The organism is Frankia sp. BMG5.23, assembly GCF_000685765.2.
Lineage (GTDB): Bacteria > Actinomycetota > Actinomycetes > Frankiales > Frankiaceae > Frankia > Frankia casuarinae.
On the sequence record NZ_JDWE01000011.1, the window covers coordinates 105,375 to 126,228 of the forward strand.

Below are 20,854 nucleotides of genomic sequence, written 5' to 3' on the forward strand. Positions count from 1 at the left end.
CGCTGTCGGGTGAGGCGCCGTCCAGGGGGACGCTGTCGGGTGAGGCGCCTGCCGCGCGGGCGAGCAGGCGGGTACTGGCCAGGTGCAGCGACACGGCCGAGGCGGTGTAGGTGATCCCCGACACCGCGGCCACGATCGGCAGGCGGCCGTCGTGCAGCGCCGCCGCGAGGCCGAGCACGGTCGACAGCGCGACCGGGACCTGGATGGCAAGCACCGTGCGGGCGGCACGGAACCCGAGCAGCACATGGGTGAGCAGGTAGTCGACGGACTGCGGGATGGTCGCCAGCACGAGGACCTGGGCGGCCGGGGCGGCGGGGGCGAACCGCGTGCCGTAGACGATGCGGATGGCCGTCGGCGTGACGAGGGCGATCGTGCCCGCCACCGCGGCGGCGAGGGCGACGGTGGCGATGACCGCGCGGCGCACCACCCGGGCCCGCTGCCGGGGATCGACCAGGGTGCGGAGCCGGCTGAACATCACCATGCCGGTCGCCTGGCAGACGGTCGTGCAGGCGCCGGCGACAGCGACGGCGACGGCGTAGAAGGCCACCTGCTCGGCGGCCAGGAAGGTGGCGACGAGCAGCATGTCCAGCTTGTAGATGAGCTGGGCCCCGACGACGGTGCCGTAGGCCCCCAGGGCGGACCGCATGAAACGGCGCCGGGGCAGCAGGCGTCCCGGCCGCGCGAGGGCGGGAAGGCCGCCGAGCACCGCCACGTGGTACCCGAGTGGGGGTAGCAGGGCCGTCACGCCGAGGGTCAGCATCCACAAGCCTGGATCGCGGACTCCCCTGCCGGCGAGCGCGGCGAACGCGGCCAGTGTCGCCGCCGCCGGTAGCAACCGGACGAGCTGGAACTCGCCGGTCATCCGACCGCGGCGCTGCGCGAGCCCGGCGGCGTTGGAGGCGGCCACGGCCGCGGCGGTGAAGCAGGTCGCGCCCAGCACGGCGACGGCGTCCCAGGCGGCTCCCCGCCCGGCTCCCGTGCCGCCCGAACGGCCCGGGCCCACAGTGATCAGCATCGGCACCACGGTGAACAGCACCGCGGCGAGCAGCGCCGACGCGACGGTCTGGGTGAGCAGCGGGCCGAGCAGCGCGCGGTCCTCACCGTCATCGGTGACCAGCGTCTGGGAAACACCCAGGGCGAACACCATCGCGAGCATGCCCGCCCAGGTCTGCAGCGCGACGAACTCGCCGCGGGCCACCGGCCCCAGAGCGCGGGCGGCCAGGACGCCGGTCGCGGTCCCGACGACCAGCGTGCCCGCGTTGCCGGCGAGTACGGCGACGGTGGAGCGGGGAAGCCGGCTCGCGAGCGGGCCGGTCATGACGGCCCGGCGGCTGACGGCTCTGGTCATCCGCGCCGAGCGGTGTCGCGCACATGGGCAACGGCGCGCAGGAAGCCGTCCACGGACGCGGCGAGCTCGATGTCGCCGATCACCTTCTCCGACTCCTGGGCCATCCTGGCCAGGACGTCGGGGCGCGCGCGCAGCTCCCCGAGGATCCGTGCGAGCGCGTCCACATCGCCGACCGGGTGAACCCGGCCGTTGCGGCCGGGACGGACGTCGTCGGTCGGGCCGGTGGAGCCCACCCGGTCGCTGACCACCACCGGCAGGCCGCAGAGCACCGCCTCCTTGACCGCCAGCGGATGCGGATCCCGCTCGGCGGGGTGCAGGTAGAGGTCGCTGGCCGCGTACAGGCGGGGGAGCCGTTCCTGGTCGGCGAATCCGACCATCCGCAACGCGCCGCCGAGCTCGGCGGCCACCGCATCGAGAGTGGCGCGCAGCACTCCGTCCCCAGCCATGATCACGATGATTTCCCGGTCGACCGGACCCCGGGGCGTGCGGGTGAGGATGCGCAGTGCGTCCGCGATGTCGAGGGGGCGCTTCCGAGAGATCATCTTTCCGGCGAACAAGGCGACAAGGGCGTCCGGGGCGATGCCCAGCTCGGCGCGGATCGCCGTTCGATGCTTGTCCCGATGCGCCAGTACGGCCCGCAGCGCCGTCTCATCGGTGGGATACGGCGTGCGGAACATGCGGGTGGCGGGGACTCCATAGTGGGCCAGGTACGCCTCGTTGTTGTCGCCGATCGTGAGGAATGCGCTCACTGAACGCATCAGGTGGGGCAGCGTGAGCCGTTTGACGGCGCGGACGGCTGGGGTTCGCTGGCCGAGGAGCTCGCTGTCACTGATCATGAGGGCGGGTACGCCTCGTCGCCGGCACCAGGCGAGCGCCGCGAGGGAATGGGCGTACCGGTATCCGTAGACGAGCACGCATGCGGGGCGCAGTCGGTCCAGGGCCGCCCAGGTCCGGGTAACCATCTGCCGGGTGACGTCGGGCTGCCGCCAGCCAGGGCGCAGCGGCAGGTCCGCGATGAACTCGTGGTGATAACCGGTTACGACGTCCGATTTCCACTGCACGTCGAGGCCGAAATCCGCGTCGAAGTAGCGTTCCAGGCCCGATCGGGACAGGAAGAGCACCCGAAGATCCACCTCGTGTTCGGTCAACGCCCGGTACAGCGGCGCGAAATGCTGGATCGCGTGCGATACGACGACTGCCACCGTCGTCGACCTGGGGACGGAGGTCATGAGCCGGCTGTTCCTCCTCGCAATGACCGCTGATCGGACCGGGTGGGCCGTGCGCCAGTACGAATCGATCCGACTCTGTCACTCAAAGTATTAATCGAGCAACTGTCTGTAGATGCGTGTCGTGGGTCGCGGATCGCGGGTGCCGAGTGGCGGTGGGGCCTGAGTGGCGGTGGGGCCTGAGTGGCGGTGGGTGGCGGTTGCGGCGTCATCGGGTGGAGACACGCGGGTTCCCCGCCGTGGTCGTCCTCCTTCTATCACTGTCAGTGATAGAAGGGGGGCTGTCCGAGGGGCGCGCAGTGTCGTTGTCGACCGATGGCGGTACGTGACGCCCATGGCCCGGCTTTCCTTACTCACGGGTGGTGGTTGGAGTGACCAGGCGGGTCGTCGTCGCCGGCGGGGCCGGCTTCCTCGGAAGCCATCTCTGTGACCGCCTGCTGGCTCGGGGTGCCGAGGTGATCTGCGTCGACAACTTCCTCACCGGCCGGCCGGGCAACATCGACCATCTTCGGAGGCATGGCGGGTTCCGCCTGCTGCGGCGGGACGTGACCGAGCCGATCGACGTCACTGGCCCGGTCGACGCCGTGCTGAACTTCGCCTCCCCCGCGTCCCCGGTGGACTATCGGGCCCTGCCCCTGGAGACTCTGTCGGTCGGTGCGTCGGGTACCGCGAACCTGCTGGATCTGGCATATCGCAAGAACGCCCGGTTCCTTCTGGCCTCCACCTCGGAGGTCTATGGCGACCCCCGGGTCCACCCCCAGCCGGAGGAGTACTGGGGCCACGTCAATCCGATCGGTCCGAGGAGCATGTACGACGAGGCCAAGCGCTTCGCCGAGGCGTTGACCACCGCCCACCGCGCCACCCACGGCACGTCCACCGGGATCATCCGGATCTTCAACACCTATGGGCCGAGGATGCGCGCCGACGACGGGCGTGCCATCCCGACCTTCATTGCGCAGGCCCTGCGTGGCCAAGCCGTCACCGTTGCGGGCGAGGGTCGCCAGACCCGGTCGCTGTGCTACGTCGACGATCTGGTGGAGGGGGTCGTGCGCATGCTGGACAGCGACCTTCCCGGTCCGGTGAATCTCGGCAGTCCCCAGGAGATGACGATCATTGATGCGGCGCGGCTCGTCGTGGAGGTATGCGGGGCTGACGTCCCGATCACCTTCGTTCCGCGACCGCAGGACGATCCCACCGTGCGCTGCCCCGACATCACGCTGGCGCGGGAGGCGCTTGGATGGCGACCCCTGGTGGACGTACGGGACGGGCTTGCCCGCACCGTGGCCTGGTTCCACGGACGTGTCGAGCGGCCGCGGTCCCCGTGGCTGGTGCCCCGTCAGGAGCCGCCGGCAGGCTCGGACGTGCTGGGCGGTGATCGCGACGGGTTCACCGTGCGGACTGGTGAACCGGGGCTGGCGGTCAAGGTGGGTGAGGACGACGCGACGGATTCGTGACCTCAATCCATTGCTCTTTGTAAGACGTCGACTACTTTAAGTATGTGACCCAGGATGGCTCTGGAAACCTCGCGGCGATCTCCGGGCATCGTGCCGGTCCGCTGCGCTGGCGGCTGGCGGGACGTCTGGCCGCGGGCCTTCCCAGCCTGCGCGGTCGTGGCTGGCCGACCCGATGGATGCAGGACCCTGCGAACACCTACAGCGGTCCCCGCTATCGGCCACCAGCGCTCGCGCCGGTGTTCGACGCGGTTCTGCGCCCCGGTGACTGTTGCTATGACGTCGCTGCTGGCCTCGGGATCTACACCCTGTGGGCGGCCGGGGTAGTGGGAGCGGCCGGCGAGGTGCATGCCTTCGAGGAAGCACCGCGCACCGGGGCGACGCTCGCGGCACTGGTCGAGCGCAACCGGCTCTCGAGTGTCCACCTGTCCAGTGCCGCGGTGGGTGCCAGTGCCACGGTGGGTGCCAGTGCCGCGGTGGGCGTCGCGCCCATCCCGGGCGCGACGCCCATCACCCTCGATGCCCACGCCGCGCGGCACCGACCGCCCGCCCTGGTCAGGATCGGTGGTGAGGCCGAGAGCCTCGACGTGCTGCGCGGCGCCGGTGAGCTCCTACGGGCGCATCGGCCGGCCCTCCTGCTGGCGATGCCGCCCCGCCCCGCCCGCCGCGGCGGAGACCGTTCCGGCGAGAACAGCCACCGCGGCGAAGGGGATCGGCGGGCTGCCGGGGAGAATCCCGGTGAGCTGGTCTCGCTGCTGGCCGCCGCCGGCTACCGGATCCTCAATCTGAGCCGGCGCGGGCTGACCGGGCAGGGCGTCTTCTCGCCGAACGTGCTCGCGCTCCACGACGGCTGGGAGCGTTTCGAACAGGTCGCCGTCACCCTGCGGCGTACGCCGCTGCCCCGCGACCGGACGGCGTGAGGTTCGGGCATGCCTGATCTTCTCTGTTGGCGAACTCTCTGCTGGCGGACGTCCCGGGCCGCCTGCCCGCTCGCGGGATGTCCGCGGCGCCACTCAGGTACGCCTGCCGGCGACGCCTCGCCGATCCCCTCGGGTGCGCCGTGGTGATCGCCCCGGCCGTGCCGGGTGGGAGGGTTGCCCACGCCGTCCGCCGTCCGCCGCTGCTGTGGCTGATGATCGTGATGGTCGGCGTGGTGCCGTGGTTCGTCGAGGCGCTCCGGCTGCCGTCCGAGCCCGACCGGGTGGTCCTGCGCTCGGTGGCGTTCACGTTCGAATGCCTCGCCGCGCTGCTCCTGGTCGGTGCGCGAGCGGGGCGTGGTTACGGGCTGGGGTTGTTCCGTCTCGGCCCCTGGTACCTGCTGTGGACCGGGATGTCGTTCGGGCTGGTGTCACTGGTCTGGCACACCCCCCAGCTGGACACTCCGCAGATCCATCTCGACGGCGTGCTGCGGGCACTCGCCCTGGCGAGCCTCGCCCTGCCGCTGTGGACCTGCGGATACCTGCTCGGCCCGGGCCGGCTGGTGACGCGCGCGGCCACCCGGTTTGCCACCGCGGCGGCGCCCGGGACCGGTACCCGGCTGCGCGACCGGAGCGTGCTGTGGATCCTGTGCGGGATCTCGGTGGCGGCCCGGGTCCTGCAGATTCTCCTGGGCCAGTATGCCTACCTGGGCGACGCGTCCCAGAAGGTCTCCGAGGCGAGTGCCTACGCCCAGCCGCTCACCCTGCTCGGCGGCCTCGGGATGTCCGCCCTGCTCATCGCCGCCGTCGATCTGGCCCGGGGCAGGGAAGACGGGGGCGGGGGGCGTCGGCGGACCTTCGTCGCCCTGCTGTCCGTCGAGATCCTCTTCGCTGTCGCCAGCGGGATGAAGGGGGTGTTCGCGACCAGCGTGTGGGGAGTGCTGATCGCGTTCTCCGTCGCCCGCGGCCGGCTTCCGATGCGGTGGATCGTCGCGGCCGCCGCCATCTTCGTCCTCGTGCTGATTCCCTACAACGCCTCCTACCGGGCCCAGGTACGCGGCCAGAGCCACACCATGGACGCTCGGTCGGCGGTGTCCATGGCGCCGACCGTGCTGGGCCGGACGCTGTCCGGGGACGCCCCCGCGGGGGAAGGCCCCGGGGAGTCACCGTTGGAGTACCTGACCTCGCGGATGCGAGGCATCGACAGTCTGGCCATCGTCGTCCAGCTGTCTCCCGACATCGTTCCCTACCGGGACATCAACGAGCTGTTCCTGGCTCCCGTCCTGACCGCCGTGCCCCGGGCGGTCTGGCCCGACAAACCGATCAGGGCCACCGGCTACGAGTTCAAACAGCAGTACCTCTCGGGGAACGCCCGGATCTACTCCGCGGCCGCTGTCTCCCCCCAGGCCGACCTCTATCTGCACGGGGGCTTGCTTCCCCTGCTGGTCGGCATGGCACTACTGGGCGCCGGTTTCCGACTGATCGACGAGGCGTGGGACCCGATGAAGGATCTACGCTACATCGTGATCTTCGTTCCGCTCTTCCTCCAACTGGTCAACTCCGAGAGCAGCGTGGGGGACCTCCTCGCGGCGTTGCCCATCCAGCTGGCCGTGCTGTTCCTGACGGCACGCTTCGCCTACGGTGGCGCCCGGCCCGCAACGAAGGGAAAAAATCTTGCTTATGGACGCCAGTGATGTTCTTTACCGAACCAAGATCTCGATCGCCGGTGCCCTGACGTCCCCGGCGGTGGGAACGGTCATCGCGGCGGCCACCCGCAACCGGGTCCCCAACCACGGGCTGCGTTTCGACGTGGCTGACCGCGACTTCACCCCGCAGGCGCGGGCGGCGCTGTTCTGGCGGCTGTACGAAGGGGCCGAGATCCGGATGATCCGCCGTCATCTCACGACCTCGGGCACCGTCGTGGAACTTGGTGCGAGTCTGGGCATCACCAGCGCGCATATCGCCTCGCGGCTGGCACCCGGCTCGCGGCTGGTGTGTGTGGAGGCCAATCCCCACCTCATCGAGGGCCTCACGCGACGCCTGGCCGCGTACGCCGGGCACATCACCCTGGACGTGGAGAACAGGGCGATCACGCAGGCCGTGGGTCCGGTGGCGTTCGCCCTCGTCGGGAACAACCTCGGTTCCCGGTTGTGGGACGACGCGTCACGGCGGACCGTCACCATTCCGGCGGCCACGCTTCGGGACCTGCTGGTACGCAAGAGGATCGCTGAGTTCGACCTCGTCAGCGACATCGAGGGTGCGGAGGCGTCGTTTCTGCTGGGGGATCCGGGCGCGCTGGACCGGTGCCGTCGAGCGGTGTTCGAGATGCACGACACGACCTTCGAGGGACGGCCCGTCACCGCGGCGGACCTGCTCGACGCCGCGCGTGGACTGGGCTTCCAGGTGGTCGACCGCCACGGAGTGGTGGTCACGCTCAGCCGGGACGGGTGAGCTCCCCCGTGCCGGCAGCCTTCTCCCGCCGGTCGACTCCCCCCGCGGGGTCCGACGGACCGATCGGCCGGTCCTGGGCCGGGCGAGGACGCGGGACGGAGCGGGCCTCGCGTGTCCACGTACTCCACCGGGACGCCCGGGGTTCCCCGGGCAGGGTCTGGTCGATGTCGGGGATGCGGGCGAGACCGTCCACGACGCCGCGCAGGCCGCAGTGGACGCGGACGATTCCGCGCCGGCGCACCAGCTCGGACACGGCGACCCGGGGCAGCACCGCCAGGAGCAGCCAGGCGGTCACCAGCGCCACCTGCCGCGGGCGGCCGTGGATGCGGGCGAACCACAGCCGGTTGCGCACCGTGTAGTAGGTGTAGCCGTTGCCGGGTACCGTCCCCCCACCGGTGTGCCAGGCCTGGGCCGGACTGACGAGGACACGCCACCCGGCCGCCCGAGCGCGCTGGCAGAGATCCACGTCCTCGTAGTACAGGAAGTACCGAACGGCCATCGGCACCTGCCGATGACACTCGGCCTTGACAAAGGTGATCGCGCCGGTGACCCACGGCACGTCATCGGCGTGGTCCGTGGGGGTCCGGCGGGCGCGCGGCACGGTGAAGACGCGGGTGAGCCCGGCGAAGCCCGGATGCAGACCGTCGGCGTTGACCAGAGTGGGTCCGACGATGCCCACGCCCGGGCGGGACAGTAGTTCCAGACAGGCGTCGACGGTGGCCGGCACGAGCTGGACGTCATTGTTGAGCAGGAGATAGCAGTCGGTGGCCGGATAGGCGTCACACGCGTGCCGGAAGCCGCCGCCGAAACCGAGGTTGCCGGGGGGGACGAGCCAGGCCGTCTCTTCCCCGAGGCCGTCGGGTCGTCCTCGCAGGTCGTTCGCCACCACGACGACCTCGCTGATCTGAGGCATCGCCGCCAGCTGCGCGGCCAGATCCATCGTCGGCCCGGTCGGCCCCCAGTGGACGATGACCGCCGTGGTCCTCATGCGCGCACCAGGGGCTCGGGAACCTGCCCGGACGCGGGTCGCGGGGTGGAGGGCGGGACGTCTGGCACGGCCAACGTGGACCAGGGTGCCGCCGTCAGGGGCCGCCGGGCCGGCGGCGGAACCTCCGCGTCGACGATGCGGTACCCGTGCCCGCGCAGCAGGTCGCCGACGGCCTCGGCGTTGCGTCCGGTGACCTCGCAGATCACGGTCGGGCGGATGTCGCCCAGAAGCCGGCGCCCACCGCTGAGGACCGCGTGCTCGGCCCCCTCCACGTCGATTTTCACGACGTCCGGTGCCGGGAAATGGGTGAGCAGGCCGTCCAGGGTGAAGGTCGGCACGAGCTGTGCCGCGCGGGTGCCGCCGGTCTGGCTGCTGCCGAATCCGTCCAGATGGCTGGTCGCGCGGTTGCGACTCGCGATGTGGAACGTGCTGATCCCCGGGGCCGCACCGACCGCGGCGGGCAGGATCTTCACCGTGGCGCGGCCATCGGTGGCCGATGATCCGCCGTGGCGTGGTGACCGTGTCTGCGACCGGCGCAACATCCCGACCAGCCAGGTGTCGGGCTCGACCGCGACGACTGTGCCGGACGACGTCGCGGCGGACGCGGCGGCGAAGGCGAACAGTCCCACGTTCGCGCCGATGTCCCAGACCACGTGGCCGGGGCGCACGACCTCGCCGACCAGGTCGGTCAGGACCGGATCGACGGCGGCGAGACTGGGGCGCAGATACTTCAGACCCGCCTCGGAAGAGACGTAGATGCGCGTCGCCTGGAAGGGAGGCGGCAGGCGGCGGGCCACCACCAGATGGTGGGTGAGCCGTTCCGCGAGAGGGCGTAGGACGGACAGGGTCGGCACGGTGTTCTCCCGTCGGGAAGTTTGTTCGGTTTCGTGGTGATTCGGTGCGACCGGGGCGGGTCAGGTCCGGGTGTGCGTCAGAGGCGGGCGGGCGACGATTCCGTGTCGCCGGAGCGCAGGTTGCCGGAGCGCGGGCCGCCGGAGCGGACTTCGTGGACGACCGTGGTGCGTACCGCGACAGGCAGCTCGGCATCGATCACGTACGCGGCGGTGTACGCCGGCACCGTACGGCTCCATCCGACCGCCCGGCGGGTGGAGCGCACCACCCACCGCCCCGGTCCGCCGGCCCGCAGGACCAGCCGCCCCTGGGAGGTGGTCACCGTGAGCGCATCCGTGGCCCCGCTCCGGGTGGCCGCGTTCCGGCTGGTCCCGATCGAGGTGGTCCCGATCGAGGTGGTACTGGTTCGCCTGGTATCGGCCGCCGCGGCGGTGACGGACACCCCGGGGGCGAAGTGGAACAGCACCTCGACGTGGTGGCGGCCCTCCCCGGTGATCCGATCGTCGACGGACAACCCACTCGGGTCGAGTCGCCACGTCCGCCAGTGCACGGGTCGCCCGGGAAGGTGGCGGTAGCCGTCATGGCCGGCGGCCAACGTCGCCACGTTTTCGTGGTGGCACATCGTGACAAGAGTGGGACGGGCCCGGCGGCCCGCCCGGAACGCGCCCCAGACCTCGGTCGAGTCGGCGTGATCGACGATGACGGTCGAGTGGGCGGCGGTACCGCGTTCGGCGTCCCGATCCGGTCCGGGGGCGTAGGTCGAGGTCCCGGTATCCACCAGGAGCGGCCGGCCGTCGTGCCAGAGCAGAAACGCGAGGGTGTCGGCGTGGGCGTGGGCCGGAAGCTCCTCGGGACAGGGCAGGCCCACGTCGGCGAGCAGATGCCACGGTCCAGCCGTCAGCACGGCGAGACCGCTGTCGACCAGCAGAAGGGCGTCGGCCCGGTCAGATGCGGGCGTCCGCGGACGGGGCACGGTCCCCACGGTCGACTGCGACGTCGAGGTGGGCATCTCGGCCAGGCGCGGTGCCGGGATCGGAACGGGACCCGGACCCTGGACTGCGATCGGCGTCGGTCTTACCGGAGCCGGGAGAAGCAGCCGCAGGGCCTCGGCGGGCACCGCGAACCCGTCGTTGAGCGTGGGAACCACGCCGTCCGGTCCGAGTACGGCCGTCAGCCAGGCCCGCATCCTGCCGGCCGCGTCGAGCAGGGCGCCGGACACCACGTGGCCCGCCGCGGTGAGCAGCCCGGCGACGTCGTCGAGGTCGGCCAGCACCTGACAGTGATAGGTGGGGGAGCGCTCGTAGTGTCCACCGTCGCTGAGGACCTGCCGATCGAGCTCGCGCAGCAGCGCGTCGACCCATCGTCGGCGGCCGCGGGCGTCGTCATCGGCGACCGCCAGCCCGATCAGCGCCTTGTAGTTCTTCAGCAGGTGGTTCCCGCCGACGTCGGTCTCCAGATGAGTGCGCAGGAAGGACCGGCAGACGCCGAGGTCGGCGAGGACCGCCATCTCGGCGGGCGTTCCCCGCGCGAGCCGGGGCCACAAGGCACACAGCGTCCAGGCCCGGAGTGACACGACGTAGGGCGACCAGGCAACCGGATCGCCCAGGGCCACCGAGGTCCGCCAGGCCAGATACAGCCGGGCGAACATCGCGGGCCCCTGGACAGCCTCGGTGGTGAATGCCCATGCCCAGTCCCAGTAGTGCAGATGGTAGCGCCACAGCAGCGGAGCGTCGGCCTGCCTCCAGTCCCATCGGGCGGGGGCCGCGGCGGCGCCGGCCCCCGCGGGGGTGCCGGTCGTGGGGGTGGGGGGTACGGGGGTTCCAGTAGCGGGAGTGTTGGAGTCCCGGGGACACAGATCGCGGGAGTGACCGAGCAGGGTTAGGCGGCCCGCGACGATCTCGTCGAACATCGGCCGAGCCGGCGGGCATCTGCCGTCGAACGGCAGGAACCCGATCGGCCAGGATTCCGCTGGCGGCCTGCCGCGCAGCAGCATCTCGCCCAGGCCCGGGTGGCGACTCAGGACGGCCCGTTGCCCGCGCAGCCGGACACGGGCACCGAGCTGGACCGGTCGCAGTCCCGCGGTGGTGCGCAGGTAGCGACCGAGCGGAACCGACGCGGTCACCGGTGAACGGACCGAGTCAGTGCGCCGATCGTGAGCTCATACCAGGCGTAGTAGAGACAGAACAGCAGCCCCTGCCGCCCATCCCGCCATCCGCTCCGTAGCAGGTACATGTAGCAGAAGAGGACCGCCGGCTTGGCCGGAACCAGCGGGAAGATCACGTCCCTCGCGATGGTCCGGGTGAGCGGTCGGGTCGACCCGGTGGGCCGGCGCACCTCCTCGCGGACCCGCGCCAACCGCTCCCGGACAGCGGGCTGCGTCACGCGGCGCGCCGCCTCCAGTTCGGCGTAGCGCACGTGCTTGCGTAGCCAGGCGGCGAGTCCCTTGTGGTCCTCGTCGATCAGGTCGGCGGACAGCCGTCCGACCTCACCAGTGACCACGGCCCGTTCGCTGTAGGTGACGGCGGCGTCGAAGTACGCCACCCGCCGATCGAGCAGCCGCGCCTGCCAGCTGTTCGCGTACCACCCGCAATGCGCGATCCAGCGGCCTTCGAACACCAGCCGGCGTCGTTGGCTGTAGGCCGCGCAGTCCGCCGTCCCCAGCCGGGCGGCGATCTCGGCGGCGAGCGCGGTCGACACCCATTCGTCGCTGTCGAGGAAGTACACCCAGTCGTGGGCGATCCCCGGGTTGGTCATCGCCCACTGCCGCTGGCCGGCGAACCCACGCCAGGGCTCGTGCCAGACGGTCGCACCGATGGCGCGGGCCAGATCCGCGGTGCCGTCGGTGGAACCCGAGTCCACGACGACGACCTGTCGACACCAACCGGCGGACCTGATCGCCCGGACGATGTTTGGTGCCTCGTTGTGGGCGAGGATGATCGCGGTGACGGGAACCGATCCCGGCGCCGGCTGTGGCTGTGTCGATCCGGCGGGGGCGGCGGTGTCATAGGGGGTCGGCCAGTTCGCTCGGCGCGGGGTTCGCGTCGTTGCTGGTTCTGGCGCGGCTGGTTCTGGCGCGGCCGGTGCTGGCGTTGCCGGTTCTGGTGCGGCCGGTGGTGCCGCGGGGAACGACGGGCCCTGGCGCGGCGGGATTCGGTGGGTCTGCGTCGTCACGGTGAGCTCTCTCCTGCGTCGAGCAACCAGTCGAAGTAACGCGTCGGATCGAAGGGGTTTCCCGTCTCGGGCCGTGGTGTGAACGTGAGCGCCGTGCGCAGCGCCACGGCGAGATCATCCGCCGACTCCCGGGAGTACGGCACCAGAACCGGGCCGGCCACCTCGCGGTTGTGTGAGGTGTCGCGGGCGATGACGGGTATCCCGGCGAGCCGTGCCTCGGCGAGCGGGTAGCCGAAGGACTCCATCGTCGTCGGCTGCAGCAACGCGCCGGCATCGCGTTGGTGGGCCCGCAGCTCGGCCGGCGTCAGCCGGCCCACGAACCGCAGCGTCCGACAGTGGGACAGGCCGTGTTCGTGGGCCTCGCGATCGGTCGCGGTGACCGTGATCGCGAGGTGGGCTCCGATCTCCTCCTGAAGCCGGGTCGCGGCGGCATCGACCATGCGGAGCAAGTGCCCCATCGGTTTGAACGGCGCGAACAACACGGGACACAGAAACCGGCCCGGCGTACGGGCCTGGGGAGGGGTCGGATCGGGGGACAGCGGATGGGGCCGGACCACCAGCCTGGCGGACAGGCTAGGAAGTATGGTGAGAACCCGGTCCGCCATCGTGGTCGTCGGTACGACGACCACGTCCGCACGACGGGCGAACAGCCGCACGAGACGTGCTGTCCGTGCCACGCCGTCGGGCAGGCCGCCGGGTAGCCGCCGGGCCTCCTCCGCCGGCAGGAAGTGCAGCACGTTGCGCAGCAGGACCCACCGTTCGCCGCGGGTCGCGAGGAAGCCGACGTTGTTGAGGGCGATCGCGCGCGCGTACCGCCCAGGCCGCTCCCGGCGGGCGAGCCAGCCCGGTCCGATCCGGCGATCTCGGCCGACCAGATGGACCTGCAGGCCCGGCCGAAAACTCAGGTAACCGTCCAGTTCGGTCAGGAACCGCAATGCCCCGCCCATCCGGGCACCGGCACAGTCGACCAGGATCGGGTGGGTGCTGGACATCGGCCTCACGCCGAGACACCCCGCGGTGCGGGGTCGTCGACGAAACCGGGCTCGGATGACGGGCGGCTGCCGGGTACCGACACCGGGCGACCGTCGGGCTGCGCGGACCCGCGGATGGCCCGGGTCGTCGATCGGGTCCGGCGGGCGTAGAGGTAGCCCGACGCCGCGTCGCCCAGATGGGCAGTCGGCACCAGGTCGTTACCGAGCAGAGTGACCTCGAAGCCGTGCCGGACCAGCAGGTCGTCGAGCGTACGGGGATCGCCGAACCCGGTGTGCACCTCCATCACGATCCGACCAACCGCGTCCAGCCATCCAGGCTCGTCGAACAGGGCGAACTCGGAGCCTTCGATGTCCAGCTTGACGAGGTCGACCTGGTCGACCCCGCCAGCCTCGAACACCTCTGCCATGGTGAGGACGTCGACGTCCCCGTCCCAGTGTGTCGCGTTCCGGCGGGCCCGCGGATCGGCGAACACGCCGGCGGTCGGACCGACCAGGGCGTGGAGCAGCTGGATGTGGTTCGACACACCGTTGCCGGCGGCATGGTTGATGAAGGCGGGGGCGAACCCGCGCTGCGCCTCGACGGCAATCACATCGGCGCCCGCTCGCGCCGCGAGCACCGAGAACAGGCCCTGGTTTGCGCCGAGGTCGACGACGACCTCGCCGGCCGCCGGCGCGTACCCGGGGAGGGCGTGGTAGACCCCGCGGCAGTACATCTCGCGCGCGCCGCCGAACGCGGTGCCGGGCAACATGACCGTCACCCCGGGCAGCGGCCGGTAGGTGTGGCCGCCGGCGGCCATCGCTCGGTCGGCGGCATCCAGGTTGCCCGCCCGGCGGATGGTCGGAGCATGCCGGGCCACGGCGGCACCGAAGCGCAGCGCCGTCGGGGGACCAGCCACCCTGGCGATCCGTTGGAGGTCCTGGAGCAGCTGGGTGGCCTGGTCGATCCGGAACATCCGGGTCTCCGTTCGGTCGGGAGAGCGGCTTGGGGTCACCCGATAGGGTGATGAGGTGGCCTGCGCCGCGATACCGGCCGCGAACGGCCGCGGACGATGGTCCAGGTCGCGGCGGGCCGCGTCGATCGCGAACGCCTTGTCCTCGATGAGCCGGGCGATCTGTTCGGCCTTCAACCTTGGCGAGGACACCCGCCGCTCGTAGGCGCGGGTCACGGCGATGACGGGGCGGACCGGCACGGGCACGCAGATCACCCGCCGGCCGACGGCGGCGCCGGCCGTGATCACGACCTGCCGGAACGTCAATGCCTCCGGCCCGGCGACGTCATAGGCGCGTCCGATCGCCGCCGCGGTCGTCGTTGCGCGCAGCACGGTGCGGGCCAGGTCCTCGACGTGCACCGGCTGCTGCAGATGATGCCCCCCGCCGGGGACCGGCAGCACCGGAACGCGCCGGAGCAGCGCCAGCAGCCGGGCCATGTTCCGGTCGTCGGGACCCCCGTAGATCATCGTCGGTCGGATGATCGTCCAGTCCAGCCCGCTCGCCGCGATGGTCCCCTCGGCCGCTACCCGGATCCGCTTCGAGGGTGGATCGAGCGTGGTGAAGATCCCGGTGGTGGAAAGGAAGACGGCCCGGCGAATGCCGGCCGCACGGGCGGCGGTCACGATCGTCTCCGCATGGCCGAACCCGAGTGAGGCGATGTTGATCAGCGCCTCGCAGTTCGCCTCGCGGAACGCCGGGAGCAACGTCGCCGGATCGTCGAGGTCACCGCGCACAGTCCCCGCGCCGTGTCGGCGCAGCTTCGTCGCCGCCGCGTCGCTGCGCGCCAGCCCGACGACCCGGTGTCCGTCCGCGAGCGCCCGGTCGACCACCCGGCTTCCGAGGAAACCGGTGCCACCGGTGATGAGGAACCTCATGCGACCACGTCCGGTGCAGGTACCGGTGCAGGTACCTGCACCGGTGGGGAAAGGGTCGTCGGTGGAGGCGGCGCCGGGAACGGTGCGTTGTCGAACAGCAGCGTCTGGTACCGGCGGGCCAGATCGTCGCGATCGTAGTGGGCCTCGACGTGCGCCCGCCCGCCGCGGGCCATCCGCGCCCGGCGGTCCGGGTCCGCCGCCAGGACCAGGATCGCCTCCGCCAGCGCGGCCGAGTCCTCGGGGGGCACGACCATCTGCCCGGCGGCAAGGAGGATCCGGGCCGCCTCGCCGCGGACCGCCCCGATCACCGGGCGGCCCGCGGCGAGGAACTCGAACATCTTCGACGGGATGAACGTGTCGAACATCGGCACGTCCCGCAGTGGGACAACGCAGATGTCGGCGGTCGCGACGACGGCGGGTACCTCCTCGCGGGCAACCCCGTCGCGCAGCACCGTGTTGGCCAGTCCCAGGCTCTCGACGTGCCCGACGAGCCTGCGTTTCTCGGCCCCCTCACCGACGAAGGCGAACCGGATCGGCCGGCCGGTCACCCGGGCGGCCGCGTCGGCGATCGAGGTCAGTCCGTGCGAGATGCCGTGGGCGCCGAGGTAGAGCACGAGGGTGTCGCCGTCGGTGGCGCCCAGCCAGGCCCGGATGTCGGCCGAGGCCGCGGTCGTCGGGTGGAACCGGCGGAGGTCCACGCCGTTGGGAATCACGTGCACCTTGCGCGGCGCGATGCCTCGTCGCACGATGTCCTCCCGGAACCCCTCCGTCACCGTGACAACGGCGTCGGCGGCCCGGTAGGCGGCGAGTTCGAGGCGTTCGAGAACGCCGAGGACCCGCCGGTCGGTGAGGACGCCGAGGTGCTCGAAGATGGCCGGCCACAGGTCGCGGACCTCCACAACCAGCCGGGCGCCGCGCAGCCTGGCGAGCAGCCAGGCCGAGCCGAGGGGAAAGAAGGTCGGCGAGGACACCACCACCACGTCGGCCGGGCCGGCGGGCCGGCCGCCGAGCAGGACGCTGGTGACCATGAACGACAGATGACCGAGGGTCTTGCGGGCGATCCCCTCGTTGGGAGTGGCATAGAGCCAGGTGCGTACGACGCGGTACCCGTCGACCCGCTCGGTCCGCAGCCAGGCGCCGCGATAGGCGGCAGGGATCTTGCCCGTCGGGTGGTTCGGCATGCCGGTGAGTACGGTGACGTCGAGCCCGTTCGCCGCCCACGCGCGTGCCGTCTCCGACAACCGGGACTGGGGAGCTCCGGTCTCCGGGGGGAAGTAGTGCGTCACCAGCAGGACGCGCGACCGGACAGGAGAGGGGACCACCGACCTCGACCTCCAGTCGCCCTTTACATACTTCACCATGAGTAATGTATTGTATTCTGTGAGTGACTAAACGTAGGCGATGTCGCATCGCGTGTGTCGCGCTTCGTATCGATCTCATTGCCATCCGTCGTCGTTGTCGGCCGCCTGGCGGTCGCGGGGTACGAGCCGATCAGTGGCTTCGACCGGCATCCCCCAGTGGCCGGGTCCCGTCGGTCCGGTCTGTCCTGTCCGGGTTCGTCGGCCGGCGTTGCGACGGGATCGCCGCGACTCCGGACGCGGCCGGTGTGGGGGACGCGGCCGGTGTGGGGGACGCGGCCGGTGTGGGGGACGCGGCCGGCATGGGGGACGGGTGCGGGCGGGCGGGAACGGCGCGCGAGTGGCGGGCGGAGTCCCGTCCCGCCGCGACGCGCTGTGGAGCGTTCAGGTACCCGAGGAGCACCAGCCCGGCCGCCGTGTCGGCGAGCAGGCGAACGGGCAGTGGTCCGTCCGCGGCGAATCCCAAGGCGACGAGGACCGCCGTCAGGACGCCAACCAGCCCGGTCACCCGGGTGTGTGACCACCCGGCGGTGGTGAGTCGCTGGTAGGCATGGGTGCGGTGGGGCAGGTACCACTGTTCCTTCGCCCGCACCCGGCGTAGCAGAGTCCAGGCGGTGTCGGCCAGGTACAGCGCCGTCGGTGCCAAGGCGGTCTCCACCGGTATTCCCGCCAGGACCGCCCGCACCGCCAGGAGCGCGATCGCGGCTCCCAGCGAATAGCTGCCCACGTCCCCGAGGAAGATGCGGGCCCGAGGAAAGTTGAACGGGCCGAAACCGAGCGCCGCGGCCGCCGTGAGAGCACCGCCGGTCGTGATCGCGTCCACGTGTTGGACGGCTCCGAGCACCGTGAACGCCGCCCCGGCCAGGACCGCCGTCGTCACCGAGATGCCGTTGATGCCGTCCATGAAGTTGAAGACGTTGACGAACGCGGTGATCCAGACCGGTGCGATGATCGTGACGAGCAGGACGGTTGTGCCGCTCGGAACCGGGTCGTCGAGCACCGCCCCGCGCACCGCCGTCACCGCGACGACGGCCGCGGTGACGTGCAGGGCCAGCCGGCGCGGCGGAGCGATGCCGCTGAGGTCCTCGACGAGTCCGATCAGGCCGAACGGGGCGATGCCGATGGTCAACGACAGCAGGTCGCGGGCGTCGCCGGGCCCAGGGATGCACACCGCCAGGCCGATGCCCGCGAACAGCCCGAGGACGACTGCGATACCGCCGCCACGCGGGGTCGGGACCTGGTGCGAGGACCGCGCGGTGACCTCGTCGATCGCCGCCATCCGACGCATGCCGACGATGACGATCGGGGTCGCCGCGAGGGTGACGATGCACGCGGCGGCCGACGCTTCGAGCATGCCGTTCCTCCGGGTCTGACACTTCGAATGGGCGAGGCCGATGTTCATCGCTGAATGTAATGCATCAACTACACTGCGCAGCATGATGCGAGCGTGGGCGCCCCCGACGCCCTCACTTCCCCCGGTCGTACCGAAGACTCGGGCCGACACGCCGGTACGGGTCCGCGCGTGGGTGCGGGTCCACCTGCCGGCGCCGACCGTCGGCCGGCGCGGCGGCGCCCTGGTGGCGTGGTGAAGCAGGTGGCGTGGTGAAGCAGGTGGTACAGGCGGCGTCCGGCGGGGCGGTGCGCGTCGTCGACGTTCCCGTGCCGGTCATCGGTCCGACCGAGGTGCTGGTGGCGACCGTTGCGACGATCGTGTCCGCCGGCACGGAACGTGCCGTTACCACGCTCGCCCGCTCCGGGCTGCTGACCAAGGCGCGGGCCCGCCCGGACCTTGTCCGCAAGGTCGCGGAGAAGGCGAGGACCGACGGTCTCATCCCGGCCGCGCGTTCGGTCCGGGACCGGCTCGGCGCCGACGTTCCCCTCGGCTACAGCGGATGTGGTCGCGTCGTCGAGGTGGGCTCCGCGGTTGACCGCATCCGCCCCGGTGACCTCGTCGCCACGGGTGGGGCCGGGCGCGCCAACCACGCCGAGTTCCAGGCCGTTCCCGGGTTGCTCTGCGCCCGGGTGCCGGGCGGGGTCGACCCGGGGGCGGCGGCGTTCGCCACGATCGGCTCTATCGCCCTGCACGGGCTGCGCCTGGCGGAGGTGGGCCCCGGGGCGAAGGTGGTGGTCGTCGGGCTGGGGCTGGTCGGTCAGCTCGCAGCCCGGCTCGCGCTCGCCAGCGGATGTGACGTCGCCGGCATCGACCTTGCCGATCTGCCGCTGGTCACCGCCGAGGCGAGCGGTGTCCGTGCGCTGCGGGAGTCCGGCGAGGCCACCACCGCCGCGGTCCGCGCATGGAGCCGGGGCCGTGGTGCCGACGCGGTCCTCATCTGCGCCGCTGGTCGCTCGGCGGAACCGGTCATGCGGGCCACCGCGCTGGCCCGGGACCGGGCGCAGTTGGTCGTGGTGGGTGACGTCGGACTGGGCCTGCTTCGCGCGCCGTTCTACGACAAGGAGCTGACGCTGCGCTTCGCCCGCTCCTACGGACCGGGCCGGTACGAGCGTGGCTACGAGGAGTGGGGGGTTGACTACCCGGCCGGGCAGGTCCGCTGGACCGAGGGACGCAACCAGGAGGCCGTGCTCGACCTGCTCGCGGCCGACCGGCTGCGAGTTGATGATCTTGTCACCCACGCCTTTCCGATCGACGCGGCGCCGCGGGCCTACGAGATCGTCGCCACCCGCAGCGAGCCGTACCTGGGGATCCGTTTCGACTACCCGGCGTCGGCTGCCTCCGAACGGGTCGGGTCCGAACGGGTCGGGTCCGAACGGGTCGGGTCCGAACGGGTCGGGTCCGAACGGGTCGGGTCCGAACGGGTCGGGTCCGAACGGGTCGGGTCCGCGGTGGCCGGGGCTGCACTGGCGCACAGCGCGGGCCCGACCCGGGACCGGTCGGTCAGCCCGCGGCCGCGGGTGCCCCGCCAGCGATCCGCCCCAGCGGGACGTCGGGGCAGCCGGGTCGGCTGGATCGGGGCCGGGACGTTCTCCGGATCGGTTCTGCTGCCCGCCTTCCGGGCGGCCGGGTTTGACCAGTTGGTCACGGTGGCCTCCGCCGGTGGCCGGTCGGCCAGGGCCTTCGCGGACCGGCACGGGTTCGCCGGGGCGGTGGCCGGCGCCGACGCCGTGCTGGACGACGACGACGTCGACGTGGTCGTCATCGCGACGCCGCATGCGACGCATGCCGACCTCGCCGCCCGGGCCCTGGAACGCGGTCGGCACGTATGGTGCGAGAAGCCGCTCGCGCTGAGCCTCGACGAGCTCAACCGGGTGGAGAAGGCGGCGGCGACCGGCGGCGGGGTGCTTGTCGTCGGATACAACCGGCGTTTTTCCCCGGCGGTCACCGCAGCTCGCGCGGCGCTGGCCGACCGGGATGGTCCTCTCACGTTGAGCTATCGGATCGCCGCCGGGCCGGTGCCGGCCGACCACTGGTACAACGACCGGGTCCAGGGTGGCCGGCTGCTCGGTGAGGTCTGCCATTTCGTCGACACCTGTGCCGCGCTCGCCGGCAGCGAGGTGGACACGGTGACGGCGCTCGCCGGGCGGGAGGCCGAGCTGTTGCTTGCTCCCGATGTGGCGGTCACGCTCCGGCATGCCGACGGTTCCCTGTCTGCCATCTCCTACAGTTCCGCCCGTCCCCGCGGAGTGCGTAAGGAGCACCTCGAGGCGCTGGCGGGCAGCCGGCACGTCCGCATCGACGACTACCGCGAACTGGTGATCGATGGACGTTCCACCTGGAAGGGGCCGCAGGACAAGGGGCATCACGCCGCCGCGGCGGCCTTCCTGCGGATGTGCCGCGGCAGCGACACCGGTGTCACCGCGGAGCTGCTCGCCTCGAGCCGGGCGACCCTCGCGGCCGCTGACGCGCTCGGTGCCGAGGTACCGCGAAGCCCGGCCCGGCTGGGTTCCTGAATAGCTGGGAACCCGGCCGAAGATTTTTTCGACGAAAGGATTCGACGTGCCTCGCGCGCTGATTACCGGGATTACCGGTCAGGACGGGTTGTATCTGGGTGAGTTGCTGACCGCGAAGGGTTATGAGGTGTTCGGGTTGGTGCGGGGGCAGTCGAACCCGAAGGTGGCGACGGTGGAGCGGCTGGTGCCGGGGGNGGNGTTGTTGGAGGGGGATCTGACGGATCTTCCGTCGTTGATCGGGGCGGTGGAGATCTCGCAGCCGGACGAGGTGTACAACCTGGGGGCGATCTCGTTCGTGGGGTTGTCGTGGAAGCAGGCGGAGCTGACCG

General features: G+C 71.5%; 16 protein-coding genes. 6 read left to right on the forward strand and 10 right to left on the reverse strand.

All coding sequences use genetic code 11. The annotated features are described in order from the left end of the window. Window positions 1-1,348 (reverse strand): lipopolysaccharide biosynthesis protein (locus BMG523DRAFT_RS07850; protein WP_235462943.1); only part of this gene is annotated, 1,348 nt, incomplete at its 3' end. Next, window positions 1,345-2,577, reverse strand: coding sequence for a glycosyltransferase family 4 protein (locus BMG523DRAFT_RS07855; RefSeq protein ID WP_023840568.1), 1,233 nt, complete (start codon window positions 2,575-2,577; stop codon window positions 1,345-1,347). The genes BMG523DRAFT_RS07850 and BMG523DRAFT_RS07855, both read right to left, overlap by 4 nt. A 368-nt stretch (window positions 2,578-2,945) precedes the next feature. Between BMG523DRAFT_RS07855 and BMG523DRAFT_RS07860 the strand changes: the two genes are divergently transcribed. The 4 genes from BMG523DRAFT_RS07860 to BMG523DRAFT_RS07875 are packed head-to-tail and all read left to right on the forward strand — an operon-like array spanning window position 2,946 to window position 7,393. Further along, a complete protein-coding gene (locus BMG523DRAFT_RS07860; RefSeq protein ID WP_011435737.1) occupies window positions 2,946-4,028 on the forward strand; it encodes a UDP-glucuronic acid decarboxylase family protein in 1,083 nt (360 codons plus the stop codon). A 44-nt stretch (window positions 4,029-4,072) separates the two neighbouring features. After that, a complete protein-coding gene (locus BMG523DRAFT_RS07865; protein ID WP_051623794.1) occupies window positions 4,073-4,945 on the forward strand; it encodes a hypothetical protein in 873 nt (290 codons plus the stop codon). Between the two features lie 26 nt (window positions 4,946-4,971). After that, window positions 4,972-6,636 carry a hypothetical protein gene (locus BMG523DRAFT_RS07870; RefSeq protein ID WP_049760858.1) on the forward strand — a complete coding sequence of 555 codons (1,665 nt, stop codon included), beginning with the start codon at window positions 4,972-4,974 and terminating at the stop codon, window positions 6,634-6,636. Next, window positions 6,623-7,393, forward strand: coding sequence for an FkbM family methyltransferase (locus BMG523DRAFT_RS07875; protein ID WP_023840571.1), 771 nt, complete (start codon window positions 6,623-6,625; stop codon window positions 7,391-7,393). The genes BMG523DRAFT_RS07870 and BMG523DRAFT_RS07875 overlap by 14 nt, the downstream gene beginning before the upstream one ends. Here BMG523DRAFT_RS07875 and BMG523DRAFT_RS07880 read toward each other — a convergent pair. From BMG523DRAFT_RS07880 to BMG523DRAFT_RS07915, 8 genes are all read right to left on the reverse strand, one after another. After that, window positions 7,377-8,381, reverse strand: a complete 1,005-nt coding sequence (locus BMG523DRAFT_RS07880; protein ID WP_011435741.1) for a glycosyltransferase — start codon at window positions 8,379-8,381, stop codon at window positions 7,377-7,379. The genes BMG523DRAFT_RS07875 and BMG523DRAFT_RS07880 overlap by 17 nt on opposite strands. Continuing rightward, complete coding sequence (locus BMG523DRAFT_RS07885) at window positions 8,378-9,235, reverse strand: FkbM family methyltransferase (protein WP_011435742.1); 858 nt, start codon at window positions 9,233-9,235, stop codon at window positions 8,378-8,380. Before BMG523DRAFT_RS07885 ends, BMG523DRAFT_RS07880 begins: the two co-directional genes overlap by 4 nt. Before the next feature lie 77 nt (window positions 9,236-9,312). After that, window positions 9,313-11,355 carry a heparinase II/III family protein gene (locus tag BMG523DRAFT_RS07890; protein ID WP_043590762.1) on the reverse strand — a complete coding sequence of 681 codons (2,043 nt, stop codon included), beginning with the start codon at window positions 11,353-11,355 and terminating at the stop codon, window positions 9,313-9,315. Then, window positions 11,352-12,404 carry a glycosyltransferase family 2 protein gene (locus BMG523DRAFT_RS07895; RefSeq protein WP_011435744.1) on the reverse strand — a complete coding sequence of 351 codons (1,053 nt, stop codon included), beginning with the start codon at window positions 12,402-12,404 and terminating at the stop codon, window positions 11,352-11,354. Before BMG523DRAFT_RS07895 ends, BMG523DRAFT_RS07890 begins: the two co-directional genes overlap by 4 nt. Next, on the reverse strand, window positions 12,401-13,396 hold the full coding sequence (locus BMG523DRAFT_RS07900) for a glycosyltransferase (RefSeq protein WP_023840573.1): 996 nt from the start codon (window positions 13,394-13,396) through the stop codon (window positions 12,401-12,403). Before BMG523DRAFT_RS07900 ends, BMG523DRAFT_RS07895 begins: the two co-directional genes overlap by 4 nt. A gap of 5 nt (window positions 13,397-13,401) precedes the next feature. Continuing rightward, a complete protein-coding gene (locus tag BMG523DRAFT_RS07905; RefSeq protein WP_043590765.1) occupies window positions 13,402-15,261 on the reverse strand; it encodes an FkbM family methyltransferase in 1,860 nt (619 codons plus the stop codon). Then, a complete protein-coding gene (locus tag BMG523DRAFT_RS07910; protein ID WP_011435747.1) occupies window positions 15,258-16,583 on the reverse strand; it encodes a glycosyltransferase family 4 protein in 1,326 nt (441 codons plus the stop codon). Before BMG523DRAFT_RS07910 ends, BMG523DRAFT_RS07905 begins: the two co-directional genes overlap by 4 nt. A 169-nt stretch (window positions 16,584-16,752) precedes the next feature. Then, window positions 16,753-17,973, reverse strand: coding sequence for a glycosyltransferase family 4 protein (locus tag BMG523DRAFT_RS07915; protein ID WP_043590777.1), 1,221 nt, complete (start codon window positions 17,971-17,973; stop codon window positions 16,753-16,755). Between the two features lie 248 nt (window positions 17,974-18,221). Between BMG523DRAFT_RS07915 and BMG523DRAFT_RS07920 the strand changes: the two genes are divergently transcribed. Continuing rightward, window positions 18,222-20,525 carry a bi-domain-containing oxidoreductase gene (locus BMG523DRAFT_RS07920; RefSeq protein WP_043590778.1) on the forward strand — a complete coding sequence of 768 codons (2,304 nt, stop codon included), beginning with the start codon at window positions 18,222-18,224 and terminating at the stop codon, window positions 20,523-20,525. Window positions 20,526-20,571: 46 nt separating this feature from the next. Next, on the forward strand, window positions 20,572-20,854 hold a 283-nt coding region (locus BMG523DRAFT_RS07925), incomplete at its 3' end, for a GDP-mannose 4,6-dehydratase (RefSeq protein ID WP_023841595.1).